The sequence below is a fragment of the Methanococcoides sp. NM1 genome, from assembly GCF_900774285.1.
Lineage (GTDB): Archaea > Halobacteriota > Methanosarcinia > Methanosarcinales > Methanosarcinaceae > Methanococcoides > Methanococcoides vulcani.
The window spans coordinates 149496-164918 of the sequence record NZ_CAAGTW010000004.1 but is presented as its reverse complement, the minus strand read 5'-3'; the positions used below and the strand labels follow the sequence as shown (position 1 = coordinate 164918).

General features: G+C 38.4%; 13 protein-coding genes. 10 read left to right on the top strand and 3 right to left on the bottom strand.

All coding sequences use genetic code 11. The features are described from left to right. Window positions 1-6: 6 nt before the first annotated feature. Complete coding sequence (locus E7X56_RS05500; RefSeq protein WP_135605624.1) at window positions 7-1215, top strand: ISL3 family transposase; 1209 nt, start codon at window positions 7-9, stop codon at window positions 1213-1215. Between the two features lie 251 nt (window positions 1216-1466). Here the strand turns inward: E7X56_RS05500 and E7X56_RS05495 are convergent, their stop codons facing one another. The 3 genes from E7X56_RS05495 to E7X56_RS11745 form a co-directional block, all read right to left on the bottom strand. Then, window positions 1467-2396, bottom strand: a complete 930-nt coding sequence (locus tag E7X56_RS05495) for a hypothetical protein (protein WP_135605622.1) — start codon at window positions 2394-2396, stop codon at window positions 1467-1469. Between the two features lie 24 nt (window positions 2397-2420). Continuing rightward, window positions 2421-3359, bottom strand: coding sequence for a hypothetical protein (locus E7X56_RS05490; RefSeq protein ID WP_135605620.1), 939 nt, complete (start codon window positions 3357-3359; stop codon window positions 2421-2423). A gap of 100 nt (window positions 3360-3459) precedes the next feature. After that, window positions 3460-3597, bottom strand: a complete 138-nt coding sequence (locus E7X56_RS11745) for a hypothetical protein (protein WP_167879452.1) — start codon at window positions 3595-3597, stop codon at window positions 3460-3462. A 127-nt stretch (window positions 3598-3724) separates the two neighbouring features. Here E7X56_RS11745 and E7X56_RS05485 point away from each other — a divergent pair, with 127 nt between their 5' ends. From E7X56_RS05485 to E7X56_RS05455, 9 genes are all read left to right on the top strand, one after another. Then, window positions 3725-4531: a tryptophan-rich sensory protein gene (locus E7X56_RS05485; protein WP_135605618.1), complete on the top strand. Its 807-nt coding sequence runs from the start codon at window positions 3725-3727 to the stop codon at window positions 4529-4531. A gap of 164 nt (window positions 4532-4695) precedes the next feature. Beyond that, entirely contained in the window at window positions 4696-4830 is a 135-nt protein-coding gene (locus E7X56_RS12175; protein WP_256360046.1) for a hypothetical protein, read from the top strand. A gap of 95 nt (window positions 4831-4925) precedes the next feature. Beyond that, window positions 4926-5600 carry a hypothetical protein gene (locus tag E7X56_RS05480; protein WP_135605616.1) on the top strand — a complete coding sequence of 225 codons (675 nt, stop codon included), beginning with the start codon at window positions 4926-4928 and terminating at the stop codon, window positions 5598-5600. 70 nt (window positions 5601-5670) lie between these two features. Beyond that, window positions 5671-6258, top strand: a complete 588-nt coding sequence (locus E7X56_RS05475) for a DUF1788 domain-containing protein (protein ID WP_135605614.1) — start codon at window positions 5671-5673, stop codon at window positions 6256-6258. Window positions 6259-6284: 26 nt separating this feature from the next. Further along, entirely contained in the window at window positions 6285-9830 is a 3546-nt protein-coding gene (brxC, locus tag E7X56_RS05470; RefSeq protein ID WP_244603415.1) for a BREX system P-loop protein BrxC, read from the top strand. Between the two features lie 2 nt (window positions 9831-9832). After that, window positions 9833-10906 (top strand): BREX-1 system adenine-specific DNA-methyltransferase PglX, encoded by a 1074-nt coding sequence (locus tag E7X56_RS12080; RefSeq protein ID WP_244603414.1) that lies wholly within the window; start codon window positions 9833-9835, stop codon window positions 10904-10906. Then, window positions 10903-11676: an Eco57I restriction-modification methylase domain-containing protein gene (locus E7X56_RS12075; RefSeq protein ID WP_244603413.1), complete on the top strand. Its 774-nt coding sequence runs from the start codon at window positions 10903-10905 to the stop codon at window positions 11674-11676. Before E7X56_RS12080 ends, E7X56_RS12075 begins: the two co-directional genes overlap by 4 nt. Window positions 11677-11689: 13 nt before the next feature. Further along, window positions 11690-13411, top strand: a complete 1722-nt coding sequence (gene pglX / locus E7X56_RS12070; protein ID WP_135605610.1) for a BREX-1 system adenine-specific DNA-methyltransferase PglX — start codon at window positions 11690-11692, stop codon at window positions 13409-13411. 25 nt (window positions 13412-13436) lie between these two features. Beyond that, the gene (locus E7X56_RS05455; protein WP_135605608.1) at window positions 13437-15422 is read left to right on the top strand and encodes an ATP-dependent endonuclease; all 1986 of its coding nucleotides are present in this window, start codon (window positions 13437-13439) and stop codon (window positions 15420-15422) included. The last annotated feature ends 1 nt before the right edge of the window (window position 15423 follow it).

Sequence of the window (15423 nt, the reverse complement as noted above, 5' to 3'; positions counted from 1 at the left end):
AATTCTATGGAAGATAAAGAACTCATTCAAATTGCACTCGGATTGTCATCTCCTTGGTTCGTAAAAAATATTGATCTCAATACTTCTAAAAAGAGAATGGATATTTACCTTGATTTTACCAAGGGTACTAAATTTCCATGTCCTGTTTGCAACAAATTGAGTGATTTGCATGATACAAAAGAAAAAGTATGGAGACATCTCGATTTCTTCCATTATGAAACATACCTTCATGCAAGGGTTCCTCGAACAAAATGTAATGAAGATGGTGTCAAGCTTGCTAATGTTCCTTGGACAAGACAAAACACTGGATTTACCCTGTTCTTTGAAGCATTAATTGTTGCTATGTCCAAGGAAATGACTGTGTCTGCTATTGCTGATATGGTAAATGTTCATGAGGATTCATTGTGGAGAATCCTTGGTCATTATGTTAAAGAAGCAATGGCGAAAACTGATCTATCGAATCTTGATATAATTGGAGTGGATGAGATTTCTGTCAAGAAAGGTCACAGTTATGTTACTTTGTTCTATGATCTGAATAAGGATAGGATAATCCATATTGAAAATGGGAAGGGAAAGGATGGGTTTAGGAAATTTAGAGATTTCCTCTCTACAAAAACAAATCCTGATAATATAAGATACATATCAATGGATATGTCTCCTGCTTTCAAAGGTGGAGCAAAAGAATATTTCCCGAATGCGAAGGTTGTTTTTGATAAATTTCATATTGTTAAAATGATGAATGATGCTATCGATAAAGTTAGAAGAAGTGAATATCAATCGAATAAAGAACTTGGTAAAACAAGATTCATGTGGTTGAAGAATCCAGAAAATCTAACTGATAGAGAAATCATTAAAATGAAATCCATCAAGGATTTAGATACTAAGACTGCTAAAGCTTACAAGTTCAAACTTGCATTAAAACGATTGTGGGAAATCAAAAACATAAGAGCTGCAAGGGAATATTTGGAAAAATGGCACTACTGGGGAACTCATAGCAATATTAAAGAAATCATTACATTGGCAAAGATGATAAAAAGAAATTCGTATGGAATTTTGGAATCAATTAAAGGAGATATCAGTAATGGGGTTGTCGAAGGATTGAACAACAAGATTAAGACAGCTTTCAAGAGATCATATGGATTGAAGACTGAAATGTATAGAAATACAATGATATTCTTGATGGCGGGGAAATTGAAATTACCCACACGATGTTAAAGAGAACCAATAAATTAATAAATAAATCCTTGAATAAAATTTCAGCAAATAGTATGAATCTCCCATCTGTCAGCCAGGGAATTGCTGTTACTTGCTGACCCATTTTTTCTATTTTTTTATCAAATTGAAGCAAAATTGGTGAACTCGGGGAAATGTTTGAAGTCAAGTGTCCGTTTTTATGAATTGAATCTCTGAATATTTTCGATTATTCTGCGAACTTGTGTAGATGGATCGCTTTTTGATTATTCTGATTATACCAATTTTGCATATTCTTCGATGTCCTTTTCATCCTTTAAGCATAAGAGTGCCTTCTGATAATATTTTCTGGCAATGTTAGAATCAAGTTTTAAAATAAAGTCTCCGACAGCATCATATATCTCAAATGGGTCTGCACATTTTTTGCAGAACTGTTCCGCCAGTTCCTGAGCAGTTCCAGAATCTCCGTTCTCTTCAAGAATAAAAAGGTATGTTACGAGAAGATCAGCATTATCAGGACTGTTTTGGATCAGGTAGTCAAATTTCTCTTCGTCAGTTTTTAGTAAAAATTCATCAATACGAGCTTCTTCTTCTGGAGTATATATTTTCTGAAAATCGATCTCGTATCCATCATCAGATACAAACTCATGGTAGTTTTTATGGTAGTTTATGTCCTGATCATCGATCTTGACAAAAAGATCTTTAGCCATATTATCAGGAATTCCCCTCATCTTCATATATCGTTTAATCTTCTTTACATAGCGGGCTTCCTCTTCTTCTGTATTAAGACCCAAAAAATAACTTATCCACTTTAGATATGCCTGCTTATCCGGGATCCATGACCTGTTCTCAATTGATGTGAGCAGATAATCGATGATCATAGTAAGTTCATGGGCAGTGATCGGTTCATATTCAAGTGCCTCTACTAAATTACTGATAATCTCAAAACCAAGTTCAGTATTGCTATATTTGAACGTATTATCATAATCATTTGAGATATTTACTAATATGGCAATAACATCTCTGTCCTTCAGATCCTTGCTACGGTTATTGTAATATTCAGCAATTGTATCCTCGATTGCACCAAGATACAATGAGTATTCCTCTTCTTTACCTTCAATACTTTTAATTTTCAGAGTATCTGTCTCGTCTTTTTTAAGCAGATCTGAAAATATGATCTTAGTATCATCATTAAAATCGTTCATACCAATTACCGTTGATCGTTAGAATTATGTATCATCTTCAGAAAGCATCTTATCGCACAATCTAATGTCCTCTTTGATGGATTCAACTATATCTTTTTTCATTTCATCAGGGATCAGTTCTACTTTTTCCAGAGATGAAATTGCACGATTATAGTATCCTTTTGAGATGTTTGGATCAAAATGCAGGAAATATTCTCCAATCTTCAGGTGCAATGAGAACATTTCACCAAATCTCTTACTTGCTCTTTTTGCAAGTTTTATTGCAATATCGATATTTCCGTTGCTCTCAAGTTCAGAAAGATATGCCAGAAACAGGTTAAAGTCATTGGGTGCATTTTCTGCTAAGTATTCATACTTTTCATCATCATTCATTGCGATAAATTCACTGTTAAGTGTTAGTGGGTCGGGTGCTTCTCCCATGACAAAGTCAGGGGATTTTTCTAAAAGATCATCAACTGCTCCCGGAGGAATGTCATACATTTTTGCTAGTCGTTCGACTCGTTTTTTGTATTGTTGATCTTCTTGTTCTATTGTGATATCAATATAGTAACAGATCCATTTCAAGTATGCCTGTCTGTCTGACATCCATGAGCGATTCTCGACAGCTTCAAGGACGTAGTCTATCACAAGATTAAATTCATGAACGGTGATATTTTCCTCGTCAAATATTTCGATCAGATTCTCGATCAACAATGCTCCAGGCAGATGTTGGAAATAGTTCATCTTCTTGTCAAGATTTGCTTTTATATCTTTTAATAGATTAACTACTTCTTTATCAGTTATTTTTTTGTCATTATCGTGGTAGTAATGGGCAATGGTAAATTCAAATGTACCAAGGAACATGCTATATTCATCTTCTTTACCTTCAATACTTTCAAGTTCCAGTATTTCGGCATTGTCCGGCTCAAGCAGGTCTAATAAAGAATATTTATCGATATCAACAATGTTGTTTTTATCATTCATATTTATCACACTATTTTAACCAAGTAATTTTCACTCGCAAGCAGATCATAGGATATGCTATAGATCAAACTACTAAATAAGGTTCTTGAAGACATTCTCTTTAGAAATGGGTTGAAACTGTCAAATTTGGAATAAATTTAAGTTTCTTGAGCTTTGACTTGATGCCTCCATCCTTTTTCTCAATATTCTCATCTATTTTTTCATTAGTTATTTCAAATCCGAACTTTTTGTTTTTCAACTTTCATCACCATGAAAGACAGAAATTCCAGCAGAACAAGTTGTGACTTTTGTAAAATATTACTTAAAGAAATATTAACAGATTAAATCAATAGTTGTATTTGCATTGATGGGGGACTGAATCTATCATGAACATCGATCAAAGGAAACAAATAATCAAAATAATCACAGCAGTAACGTTCCTGATAATGATCACTGTCAATGCACTGGCCAACATACTCCCCATCAATGACATGACCACCGGCCAGCTCTCAGACGCCTATCCCAACCTTTTTGCCCCTGCAGGAGCGACCTTTGCGATCTGGGGACTCATATATCTCTTACTGGCAGGGTACACACTTTACCAGCTTGGTATTTTTCAGGGAAACACAACCACTGATAGGACCGAGCTCATGTATAAGATCGGAATACTGTTCTCTGTATCTTCCCTTGCCAATGCATCATGGATCTTCGCATGGCACTATCAAATAATCCCATTATCCATGTTGCTGATGGTCGTGATCCTCATCTGCCTGATCCTGATAAATCAGTTGACAAGCAGGGAACAGTTTTCTAAAAACGAATATTTCTTTATCAGGCTTCCATTTAGCGTTTACTTCGGATGGATAACAGTAGCAACCATTGCCAATGCTACTGTACTTCTTGTCAGCTGGGGTTGGAAAGATCTTATTTTGAGTGACGCTTCTTGGACTGTTATAGTAATTGCTATTGGACTTGTTATCGGCCTTGCGACCATGCTGAAGAACAGGGATGTTGCCTACGGGCTTGTTATTGTCTGGGCTTATTCAGGAATATTGCTAAAGCACACTTCCCCTGAAAGATTTGGATACCAGTATCCTGCAATTATCAACACAACGATTGGGTGTATTGTGTTGTTGCTTCTTGGTGAAGTTTATCTGTTGATTTCAAAGAGGGAGAGAATGATGAGTTATTGAACAAAGTCGGGTGGGAGAGGGATTAAATAAATCAAAAAGTAGAGATGATCTGGAGATACCTGACAAGATAGCGCTCTATTGTCTGGCCGTTAAGGAGATGGGCGGAAAGCTCCTGTTAAAAGCAGGTCCCTTTACGTCAACCCCGAGGTCCAGGGGGGCTCCAGATGATCGATGTGGATGAGGAGAGGATCGATGCTGTGTTTGCAAAGGGTTTAAAGGATCATTTTGAGGTTGGTGGGGAGACGAATTGTTATTTCTGTTATTTTAAAGGGATCTGTGAGTGGTGGGAGGTGGAGTGATTCACTCAATTAGATACTTACGAATGAAAATGAAAAGTAAGATAAGATGTGGAGTTATTATTCTCAATAAGTTTCAATCTAATGGGGTAAATTAAATGGGTAAATATTCAAAACTTGGTATTCATTTAAAAAATAGTGAAAAAACGATCATGAAGCTCACTTTCGATGAAGTCGAAAGCATTTTAGGATTTTCTTTACCCAAATCTGCAAGAACTTATGAGGCTTGGTGGGCCAATAATCCCGATTCACATACACATGCTCTCGATGGATGGTTGGCTATGGATTGGAAAACAAGAGTGGACTTAACAAACCAGATAGTTGTTTTCGCCAAAAAAGAAAAACTAGCAGTAATTCAACAAACCGAAGATTATGTGCCAACAGAAGTATCCATCTCTGCAGCTGAATTTGAAGAGAAAGCTCGCATTTTTATGTCAAAATACTATTCAAAACCTTTGTTTGCTGGCAAGTATCCTGGTGTTCCTAAGATCTTTGACATGATATCTGCTGACAATGAAATTGTAGGGGATGCGAAGTTCTATACAATGGTCCGTGGAAAATCCCTTCCACCAGCAAAGTTCGCGACTATTGCAGAACATGTATGGCTTTTGGAAAAAACAGAAGCAAAACATAGGTTCCTTATATTTGGAAACGATAAGCGTGTTCCTGAAGAGTGGTTGAAGAGATATGGTGCTCTTGTGGATGGAGTGGAATTCTTTTTCTATGATATTGGTGCTGGTAAAATAGAGCGTTTGAATGGAACCAAACTATAAACATAATTTGATAACCATCTAAATAAAAAGGATATGTTTAAATAATTTTAGAAATAACTACCCTTCGATTATGAAACTGGAAGAGAGATTGGAATTATTAAAAGAAGAACTACAAAAAGAGGATTTTCTAAAGTCAAAGGGCCTTGGTAATGAAATCCCTTTTTGGATATTCGATTATCCTCCTGAGAAGGAATTACTTCTCAGAGATACTATCATAAAGATAATATCGAATTTAGAGAAAAACTCAATCCAGGTGCTTGAGATCGATCTTTTTAATATATGTCTTGAGATAATAGATCAGAAAATATCTGCAGAAAAGATCATTGCTTTTGAAGAGAGCAAAGGATCTGAGGAATTACTTAAAAAGATGAAATTGATGTTAAAGCCCGATATTCTAAAAAGTGCCATCCAGCAAAAAATGAATGAGAATAGCGGTTTCCAAATAATCTTTTTGAACGGCGTAGGTAAGGCCTGGCCGATAGTTCGCTCTCACACTATTCTTAATAATCTACAGCCTCTTCTTGGTAATATACCACTTGTTACATTTTATCCCGGAAAGTACAGTGGTTTTGATCTTAGTTTGTTCGGAAAAATCAGGGATGCAAATTATTATCGCGCTTTTAGACTTATAAATACAGATAATGTTTCTCAAAGTTAAGGAATGTTTAGTAAATGACAAATGTGATGAAGATTCAAGACATCTTCCTGAAAGACATCAAGAGAGAGATAAATGGTGTTATTAAGGTCGATCAGGAAGATGATGAGAACGTATATACTGAACTTGATGAATATGTGGTCACAAGGGAATCATTGAAACATCTTGACCTTTTCTTTGATAGATACTTCAATGCCACGGAGACTCCAACGGATAAGGTGGGTGTATGGGTATCCGGTTTCTTTGGTTCGGGTAAATCCCATTTTATCAAGATGATATCCTACCTTCTGGAGAACCGGGTTGTAAAGGGTAAATCAGCCCTAGAATTCTTCAGGGAAAAAATAGATGATCCTCAGTTATTTACTACCATTGAAAAAGCTGTGAATCATGGTACAAAGGATGTTATCCTTTTCAACATTGATTCTAAGGCAAACACCCTTAACCGAGGCAATGAACTTATTGTGAATATATTGATGAGGGTTTTCAATGAAAATAGAGGCTTTTTCGGGGATGTTCTTTGGATTGCTGAAATGGAAGAAGATCTGACCAACAAAGGTCTTTACGAAAAGTTCAAGGAAGAGTTCAAGCGGATAAATGGTGATTCCTGGGAAGAGAAACGGGATACCTATGCGTTCGAGCAGGATGATATTATAGCTGCTCTTGTCAATTGTGAGTATCAAAGCAGAGATGCTCTTGTAAGACTGTTTGAGAGCGATGGCAGTAACTATCGTTTTAGTAATGAGAAATTTGCTGAGAAAGTGAAGAAGTACTGTGATTCAAAGGGTAAGGACCATCAGGTGATCTTCCTTATTGATGAGGTTGGCCAGTACATTGGTGAGAATAGTGAGCTCATGCTGAACCTGCAGACCGTTGTTGAAGAGCTTGGGACAAAGCTTGCGGGGAAGGCATGGGTTGTTGTTACATCTCAGGCAGATATTGATACGGTCACGAAAGCGGACGTCAAAGGTAAAGATTTCTCTAAGATCCAGGGACGGTTTGATACACGTTTGAGCCTTTCCAGTGCTAATGTGGATGAGGTAATAAAGAAAAGAATATTAGCAAAGAAAAGGGCTTATGAGGAGTCTTTGACCTCTTATTATACGGACAAAAAGACGATAATGAAAAACCTACTTACCTTCTCTCCCGGTGGAGCTGAAATGAAGCTGTACAAGGGGGATGAGGATTTCGTGAATGTTTATCCCTTTGTGCCTTATCAGTTCTTTGTACTTCAGAAGGTATTCGATAAGATCAGAGAGACTGGTTTTACAGGAAAACATCTTGCAAAGGGTGAGCGATCCATGCTCAGTGCTTTTAAGGAGGCGAGTGAAAAGTATGCTGAGAGCGAACTTGGTGTACTTGTTCCATTTTCCACATTCTATAATACGATAGAAAGCTTTCTTGACCCCATCATTACACGTACTATTGAACAGGCAAGGTATAATGATCACCTTGAGGATGAAGATTGTGAGATCCTGAAGATACTTTTCATGATAAGGCATGTGAATGTGCTGCAACCAAGTCTGGACAACCTTGTGGTGCTTTCGATGTCTCAGGTCGATGAAGACAAGAGAAAGTTGAAAGAAATAATATCTGCATCACTCCAGCGCTTAGAGGCACAGACCCTTATCAACAAGTCCAGTGACAGATATTATTTCCTAACTAATGAAGAACAGGAGATAAGCAGGGAGATAAAGAACATCGATATTGAGAACCATCGAATCCTTGATGAGATGTTCTCGTACATTTTTGATAATATATGTCCTGCTAAGTATAAGGATTATAAGTTCCACAAGTCCATTGACGATAAGATTAAATCTACACCAGGCGCAGACCTGACCATCAAATTCCTGACTTCTCTGTCTAATGATGAATTGAGGGGAAGCGGGCAGAGATCGTTGAGTGGGGAAAACTTAAGCAATGTGGATTCCACTGATACTCTTCTTTTTGTATTCCCACAGGATGCTGAGTTCGTGAATCAGATACGGGATTACCTTCGGATAAACAAGTACCTTACACAGAACACTTCCAATACGAATATCGGAGAAGTAAGGGAGATACACAGTGGCAAAAGGATCGATGAGGGTAAACTTCGGGAAGCTGCGAAGAAGTCAATGGAAGAGGGAGCTTCCGAGGCAAGGATATTCGTTGATGGAAAGGAAGTTACAAGCATCGAGAAGACGAATCCTAAAGAAAGGATCAAGGATGGTCTTGACCTGCTCTTTGAGAATGTTTACAAGAAAGCAGACTATGTGACCAAGGACATTGGAAGTGACAGTGAGATCTTGAGAATACTCCAGGACGATGACCTTGAGAAGTTCGGTGGTGGGACTTCTGAAACGAATCAGCTTGCTCTTCGGGAAATGCTGGACTATTTGAACATAAGGCATCAAAAGAATGATGTTGTTGTGTTACAGGATATCAAAGGTAAGTTCAGACGCAAACCCTATGGCTGGAATGAAATGACGATCTCCGGCCTTGTGGCTACGCTGTTTGCAAAGGATGAGATCAAGCTCAGATATCAGAAAACATACCTGATTCTCAAGAAACCGAATGCAGAAGAGATCGTAAGATATGTTACGAGGAAAGATTTCGCAGATAAGCTTGTTCTTGAGATAAGAGAAAAGGCAAATGTTGAAGTTATCAAAACGGTCAGGTCTGTCCTGAGAGATGTGTTCGAGAAGACAAATATCCCTGACAAGGAGAACGAGCTCTCTGATCTTACATATTCCCTGTTCAATGAAGAACATATCAAGACAGAACTGATCGAGGGAAGATATGAAGAGGAAAAAAGATTCCCCGGTAGAGAAGAGATAAAATCTTATGCTTCTTTCCTTAAAGGTATCCTGAAAGTAACTGACCCTTCCTTATTCCTTCAAACTGTTGCTGATGAAAGGGATGAACTGATACGGTCACGTGAAGATGTGGAACCTGTCATCTCTTTCTTCGAAAGCAATAAGGTGGAGATATTCAGAAGGGTCCTTAAGAAACTCGATAATTTCAAAAGGGATCTGCAGTTCATGGATGAGGTAACAAAATCCAGGGTGCAGGAAATTGAAACCATTCTGGGTTCAAAGGAGCATTATTCTGAGATCAAGTCACTACCACCATTGGAGAATGAGGTCGAAACTGCCCTTTTAGAAACTCTTTCTGAGCTTAAGGAAGAGAAATTCAATGAAATAGCGACTATTACTACAGAACTGGAAAAGGAGATGGCTGGAAACACATCACTCACTTCGGAGTTCATGGATTCTGTGCTGCAGCCGCTCTATGGTCTAAAAACACGTATCTCACAGGCTGAGGATTGCTTGTTCGTGCAGGCACAATACACGACATTGGATTCTCTTGAAAGCCAGGCCTATGATAAAATCAGCAAGCAATTGCAGATTATAAAGGAACCCGAAACCGGTTCTGGTGAAGTTACCGTTCCTGTACGTTCTACAAGAGTCATTAAAGATATTTCAGTTTTCAAGTCAAAGGACACCATTACTTCTGAAAAGGAACTTGACATTTACCTCGAAGAACTGAAAGCATCCCTGGTAAAGATACTTGAAACAAACGATGTTAGGTTGTTCTGATCATGGATAAGGCAAGTGTTGTAAAATTATCGGATACGGTGCGGAATAAGCTCCTCCAGGAAGTGAAGGATAGGGCTGCATTCTACGGTATCCGTCCAAAAGATATCATGCCTGTAGATTCCGAACATTCGGATTCTATTGTTATAGGTGGCAAGGTCCATAACAAGGATATCAAGGAACAGAGAGAGCAATTGGTAAAGGAAGTAAATCATAAGGGTTATGAGCAGGTGATGGAAGAGGTCACTTATACCTGGTTCAACCGTTTTATTGCCCTGAAGTTCATGGAGGTTAACGATTATATCTCTGTGAATGTGTTCACTTCCGATGATTCAGACAGGACCGAGCCTGCCATTATTACCCATGCTCTAGAGCTGGATTTCCTGGACCTTGAATCAGATAAAGTTCTTAACATGAAGGCTGAGAACGAGGATGAAGAGTTGTACAAGTACCTGATATTGCATCTGTGCAACTACCTGAACCGTACTATGCCTTTCATGTTCGAGAAGCTAGAGGATTACACTGAACTTCTGTTCCCAGAGAAGTTGCTTCATATCGATTCAATTGTGAAGGATATTAATGAGATAATCCCCGAGGACGATTGGAGGGAAGTAGAGATCATCGGCTGGATATACCAGTACTACATTACCCCCAGAAAAGATGAAGTTTTCAAGAAGCTGAAGAAGAATGTCAAGATAAGCAAAGAGAACATCCCTGCAGCTACCCAGTTGTTCACACCTCACTGGATCGTCCGCTACCTTGTGGAGAACTCCCTGGGACGTTTATGGATGCTCAACCGCCCCTACTCCCGACTGTTCGAACGGATGGACTACTACATCAAGCCAGAACAACCTGAAACAGATTTCCTTAAGTTAAGTTCACCGGAGGATATACGATTATGCGACCCCGCCTGCGGTTCGGGACACATGCTGGTCTATGCTTTTGATCTGCTGTATGCCATCTACGAGGAGGAAGGCTATGACCACTCCGAGATCCCGGAGATGATACTTACCCACAATCTCTTCGGTATTGAGATAGACAACGTGCAGGAGAACTGGCGGCCTTTGCTCTTACAATGAAAGCCAGGAGAAAGAACCGCAAGTTCTTCCAAAATCCAATCCAGCCCAATATATGCGTGTTGGAAACAATCTCCTTTGAAGATGATGAGCTGCAGTCATACTTAGCAGCCATTGGAAGCAATCTATCCACCACCAACCTGAAGCTTACCCTGCGCCAGTTCGAGGAGGCTGACAACTTCGGCTCTCTCATCCGTCCAGACGCCACAAACGTATCGGACATCCGGCAGGTGCTAAGTGAGAAAAACCTTTCCAGTAATCTTACCGTCTTCAGCACTCACCAAAAAGTTCTGAAAGCTTTGCATCAGGTAGATTACCTCAGTCCAAAGTATCATGTGGTCGTTGCCAACCCACCATACATGGGCGGTAAGGGGATGAATGCGAAGCTAAAAACTTTTGCCAAGGACAATTATCCCAACAGCAAATCTGATTTCTTTGCCATGTTCATTGATCGTAACCTTGACCTTGCAATGCATAAAGGCATGGTCGCTATGATCACTATGCAGAGCTGGATGTTCCTTTCATCCTTTGAGAAGCTCCGAGCAAGCATTTTGGATGACCATACCATCTTGTCCATGGCACATCTTGGACCCCGAGCCTTTGATAGTATCAGCGGTGAGGTCGTTTCGACCACAGCTTTTGTTATCGAGAATGCACAACACCCAGACTACAAGGGAGCCTATATCCGTCTTGTGGATGGCAACAGTGAAGCAGAAAAAGATGCATGGTTGCGTGAGGCAGTCAGCCAGGCCAGAAATATTGAGATCATTTAAAAGGTAGCATAACATGACCAATAACAATTCATCAACCACCCCAATTCCTAACTTCTACCGCGCCTCTGCGACCGATTTTAAGAAGATTCCTGGTAGTCCGATTGCTTACTGGGTTAGCAATAGGATACGTGAAGTTTTTGAAAATTCTAAATCTCTTGGTTCGATTGGCTCACCAACACACGGAGTTGTTACTGGAGATAATGAACGGTTCTTAAAAAATTGGTCTGAAGTATCAATGGATAATATAAGTTTCTTGTCCAAATCCAGGCAGGAGTCTGTAGAATCTGGTTTGCGATGGTTCCCTGTAAGTAAAGGTGGTCCTTTTAGGAAATGGTTTGGAAATAATGAATATGTTATCGATTGGTTCAATGATGGTTACGAGTTAAGAACAACAAAGCACAGCACAGGAAGAATTCGAGCCACAAATTTTAATCTAAATCGTATATTTCAACCAGGTATTACTTGGTCAACCATTTCAAGTAACTCTCTGTCAATGAGATATTTGCCAGAGGGGATGATTTTTGAAAGTAAGGGGTCTGTATGTTTTTCTGATTCGGAAGAGCAGCGGCTATTTTTATTAGCTCTCACGAATACAAGCGTTGTTAATGCTCTTTTGTTGATTATGTCACCTACCCTCGATTATCATGAAGGCCCTATGAGTCGCCTTCCAATAGTAAATTCACAAAAAATACAGTCTGTAGAAATTGCTCAAAGTTGTATGAAAGTTTCAAAATCCGATTGGGATTCCTACGAGACCTCCTGGGATTTTACCACATCCCCCCTACTACAACCAGAGCATCACCAGCCATCCCTCCACGAAACCTACACCAAAATCCGTTCCCACTGGAGAGAGATGACACTGGAGATACAGCAGTTGGAGGAAGAGAACAACCGTATTTTCATCGAAGCCTATGGTTTGCAGGATGAGCTGACACCGGAAGTGCCACTTTCAGAGATAACGTTGATATGCAACCCACATTACCGCTATAATAGAGATAAAAGCGAGGATGAACTGGAAACATTGCTACAAACAGACACAATAAAGGAGTTCATCTCCTATGCTGTAGGATGCATGTTCGGGAGATATTCGCTGGACAAGCCAGGTTTGGTGCTTGCGAATCAGGGTGAAAAAAAAGAAGATTATGTGAAGCAGGTTCCAGAGCCGAGCTTCATGCCGGATGACGATAACATCATACCTATACTTGAGGATGAGTACTTCGAGGATGACATTGTGAATAGGTTCAAGGAGTTCCTCAAGATGACATTTGGAAATGAGAAGCTTTCAGAGAACCTAGATTTCATTGCAGAAGCTCTAGGTAATAACGGCAAAAAGTCTTCTGAGGCTGTGATAAGGGACTATTTCCTGAAGTCATTCTACAAAGATCATCTGAAGATGTACAAGAAACGACCTATTTACTGGATGTTCAGTTCAGGCAAAGGCAGGGCTTTCAATGCGCTCATTTACATGCACAGGTACAAGTCTGATACTCTTGCAATGATGAGGACAGATTACCTGCTGGAGCTTGAAGGAAAGTTGGATGCGAAGAGAGAAATGATACAGTCAGATATCGGCAAGGATGCTCAGGAAAAGGCACGGTTGGGGAAGATGATCGTGGAGCTCATGGATTACGATGAGTTGTTGAAGAACAGGGCTGATGAGTATATCGAGATAGATCTGGATGATGGCGTGAAGGTTAATTATGGGAAGTTTGATGGGTTGGTGGAGAAGATATGATGGAATATGAGGAGGAGGGAGACTTATTTATTTATCAGAATTAAATATTTGGAACTTTAGGAAATTTGGTGGGGCTGAAAGTGAACCCGGAGTGCATATTGAGTTAAATCCAGGATTAAATCTATTGGTGGGGGAAAATGATTCAGGAAAAACTGCTATAGTAGATGCCATCAAATTTGTTGTTTCCACACAAAGTTATGAGTATGACAGATTGGAAGATGAAGACTTTTTCATTCCTGATAATGCAGGAGAAGAGGAAAGAGCAACAGAGATGAAAATAGAGTGTATTTTTAGAGGATTTACACCCTCAGAAGCTGCAAAATTTTTGGAATGGATGAATTTTGAGAAAGATGAAAATGATGCTTCCATATATTTTTTGAGAGTTATATATAAAGGCCGAAGAGAAAATGGTAGAATATATCGTGATATCAAAGCAGGACATGAAGATCAAGGGTCATTGTTGGATGAGAAAGCACGTGATTTGTTAAGAGCCGTATACTTAAAACCTTTAAGAGATGCAAAACAAGAATTGAGTCCCAGAAAAAATTCAAGGTTAGCACAGGTTCTTCATTCACACAAGGATTTTGCAGACAAAGAAAATCATCCATTAAAAACGGTTATTAGTGAGGCAAATAAAAATATTGAAGATTATTTTGTGCTTGAATTAACAGATTCTTCAAATAGTGATAATAAAGTAGGTACTGAAGAGGTTAGTGCAGATGAACGACAGGAAGAAACGACATCCGATTCTATACATAAAACTCAGGTACTTAACCAAATTAATGATTCATTAAAACATTTTTCAAGTATCAATCATTCTCTTAAATCAAATATTTCAATTTCTGATATGAGTTTGAAAGCTATACTAGAAAAACTTAGCTTAAGCGTATCGAGCGATAAGGTAGGATTAGGTTCTAATAACCTATTATTTATTGCAACAGAATTACTCTTACTGCAAACAGAAATGTATGATGGTTTAAAACTGTCTTTAATTGAAGAAATTGAAGCTCATTTGCATCCTCAAGCTCAGCTTAGATTAATTAATTATCTACAAACTGAAATTGGACAGAGTGAAGAAAATATTCAATTAATTTTGACAAGTCATAGTCCAAACCTTGCATCTAAAATAGAACTTCAAAATTTGATAATTTGTAAAAATGGCAAAGCTTTCAACATGGGGGCAAAATATACCAAATTAGAAGAAGGAGATTACTTATTTTTAGAAAGGTTCTTAGATGCTACAAAAGCTAATTTATTTTTTGCAGAAGGAGTCATTCTTGTAGAAGGAGATGCTGAAAACATATTAATCCCTACAATTGCAGAAATAATTGATTTATCATTATCAAGATATGGGGTTTCTGTTGTTAATGTAGGTAGCACTGCTTTTTTGAGATATTCTCGAATTTTTCAGAGAAACGATGCTGAAATCAATATGGATATTCCAGTTTCTATAATTACTGATTGCGATGTAAGACCGGATAATTATTATGAGGTAATTAACAAAGATCATCCAGAAGGGGAATACTCTGAAAGAATAAAAATAGGTATTGAAAAAAAAGAGCTTTACTATAACGTGATGCCTATTAAATCTTTTATAGCGCCTTTTTGGACATTGGAATATGTCATTGCCTTAAGTGTTTTGAAAAAAGATTTTTATACGGCTGTATTATATGCTCAAAAAATTGAGAATAGTAATTCTATTGGTTTGACGCCAGAGAAAGAAACCGAAGTTAATGAAGAAGTTGAAAAAAACTTGAAGGAATGGAATGAGCAAGGTTGGAATAATGAGCAGATAGCATTCGAGATTTATTATAACATTATGTTAAGGAAATCAAGACCAAAGTCTAAATCAACATCCAAGGCCATTGTAGCTCAATGTTTCGCCAAAATATTAAGTGAATATCCAAAAGAAGATATTAAAAAAATCTTGGTCGATGATACAACTCATTTGAAATACATAGTAGATGCAATAAGATATGCTACACCAGGAAGAGTTCCATCCGGGGAATGAT

What these genes read in the sequence shown, in the direction of transcription:
- E7X56_RS05490 (WP_135605620.1), bottom strand. Translation starts at nt 3,359, where the DNA reads ATGAATGATAAAAACAACATTGTTGATATCGATAAATATTCTTTATTA.
- E7X56_RS12080 (WP_244603414.1), top strand. Translation starts at nt 9,833, where the DNA reads ATGGATAAGGCAAGTGTTGTAAAATTATCGGATACGGTGCGGAATAAG.
- E7X56_RS05480 (WP_135605616.1), top strand. Translation starts at nt 4,926, where the DNA reads ATGGGTAAATATTCAAAACTTGGTATTCATTTAAAAAATAGTGAAAAA.
- E7X56_RS05495 (WP_135605622.1), bottom strand. Translation starts at nt 2,396, where the DNA reads ATGAACGATTTTAATGATGATACTAAGATCATATTTTCAGATCTGCTT.
- E7X56_RS05475 (WP_135605614.1), top strand. Translation starts at nt 5,671, where the DNA reads ATGAAACTGGAAGAGAGATTGGAATTATTAAAAGAAGAACTACAAAAA.
- E7X56_RS05485 (WP_135605618.1), top strand. Translation starts at nt 3,725, where the DNA reads ATGAACATCGATCAAAGGAAACAAATAATCAAAATAATCACAGCAGTA.
- E7X56_RS05500 (WP_135605624.1), top strand. Translation starts at nt 7, where the DNA reads ATGGAAGATAAAGAACTCATTCAAATTGCACTCGGATTGTCATCTCCT.
- E7X56_RS12175 (WP_256360046.1), top strand. Translation starts at nt 4,696, where the DNA reads ATGATCGATGTGGATGAGGAGAGGATCGATGCTGTGTTTGCAAAGGGT.
- E7X56_RS12075 (WP_244603413.1), top strand. Translation starts at nt 10,903, where the DNA reads ATGAAAGCCAGGAGAAAGAACCGCAAGTTCTTCCAAAATCCAATCCAG.
- brxC (WP_244603415.1), top strand. Translation starts at nt 6,285, where the DNA reads ATGAAGATTCAAGACATCTTCCTGAAAGACATCAAGAGAGAGATAAAT.
- pglX (WP_135605610.1), top strand. Translation starts at nt 11,690, where the DNA reads ATGACCAATAACAATTCATCAACCACCCCAATTCCTAACTTCTACCGC.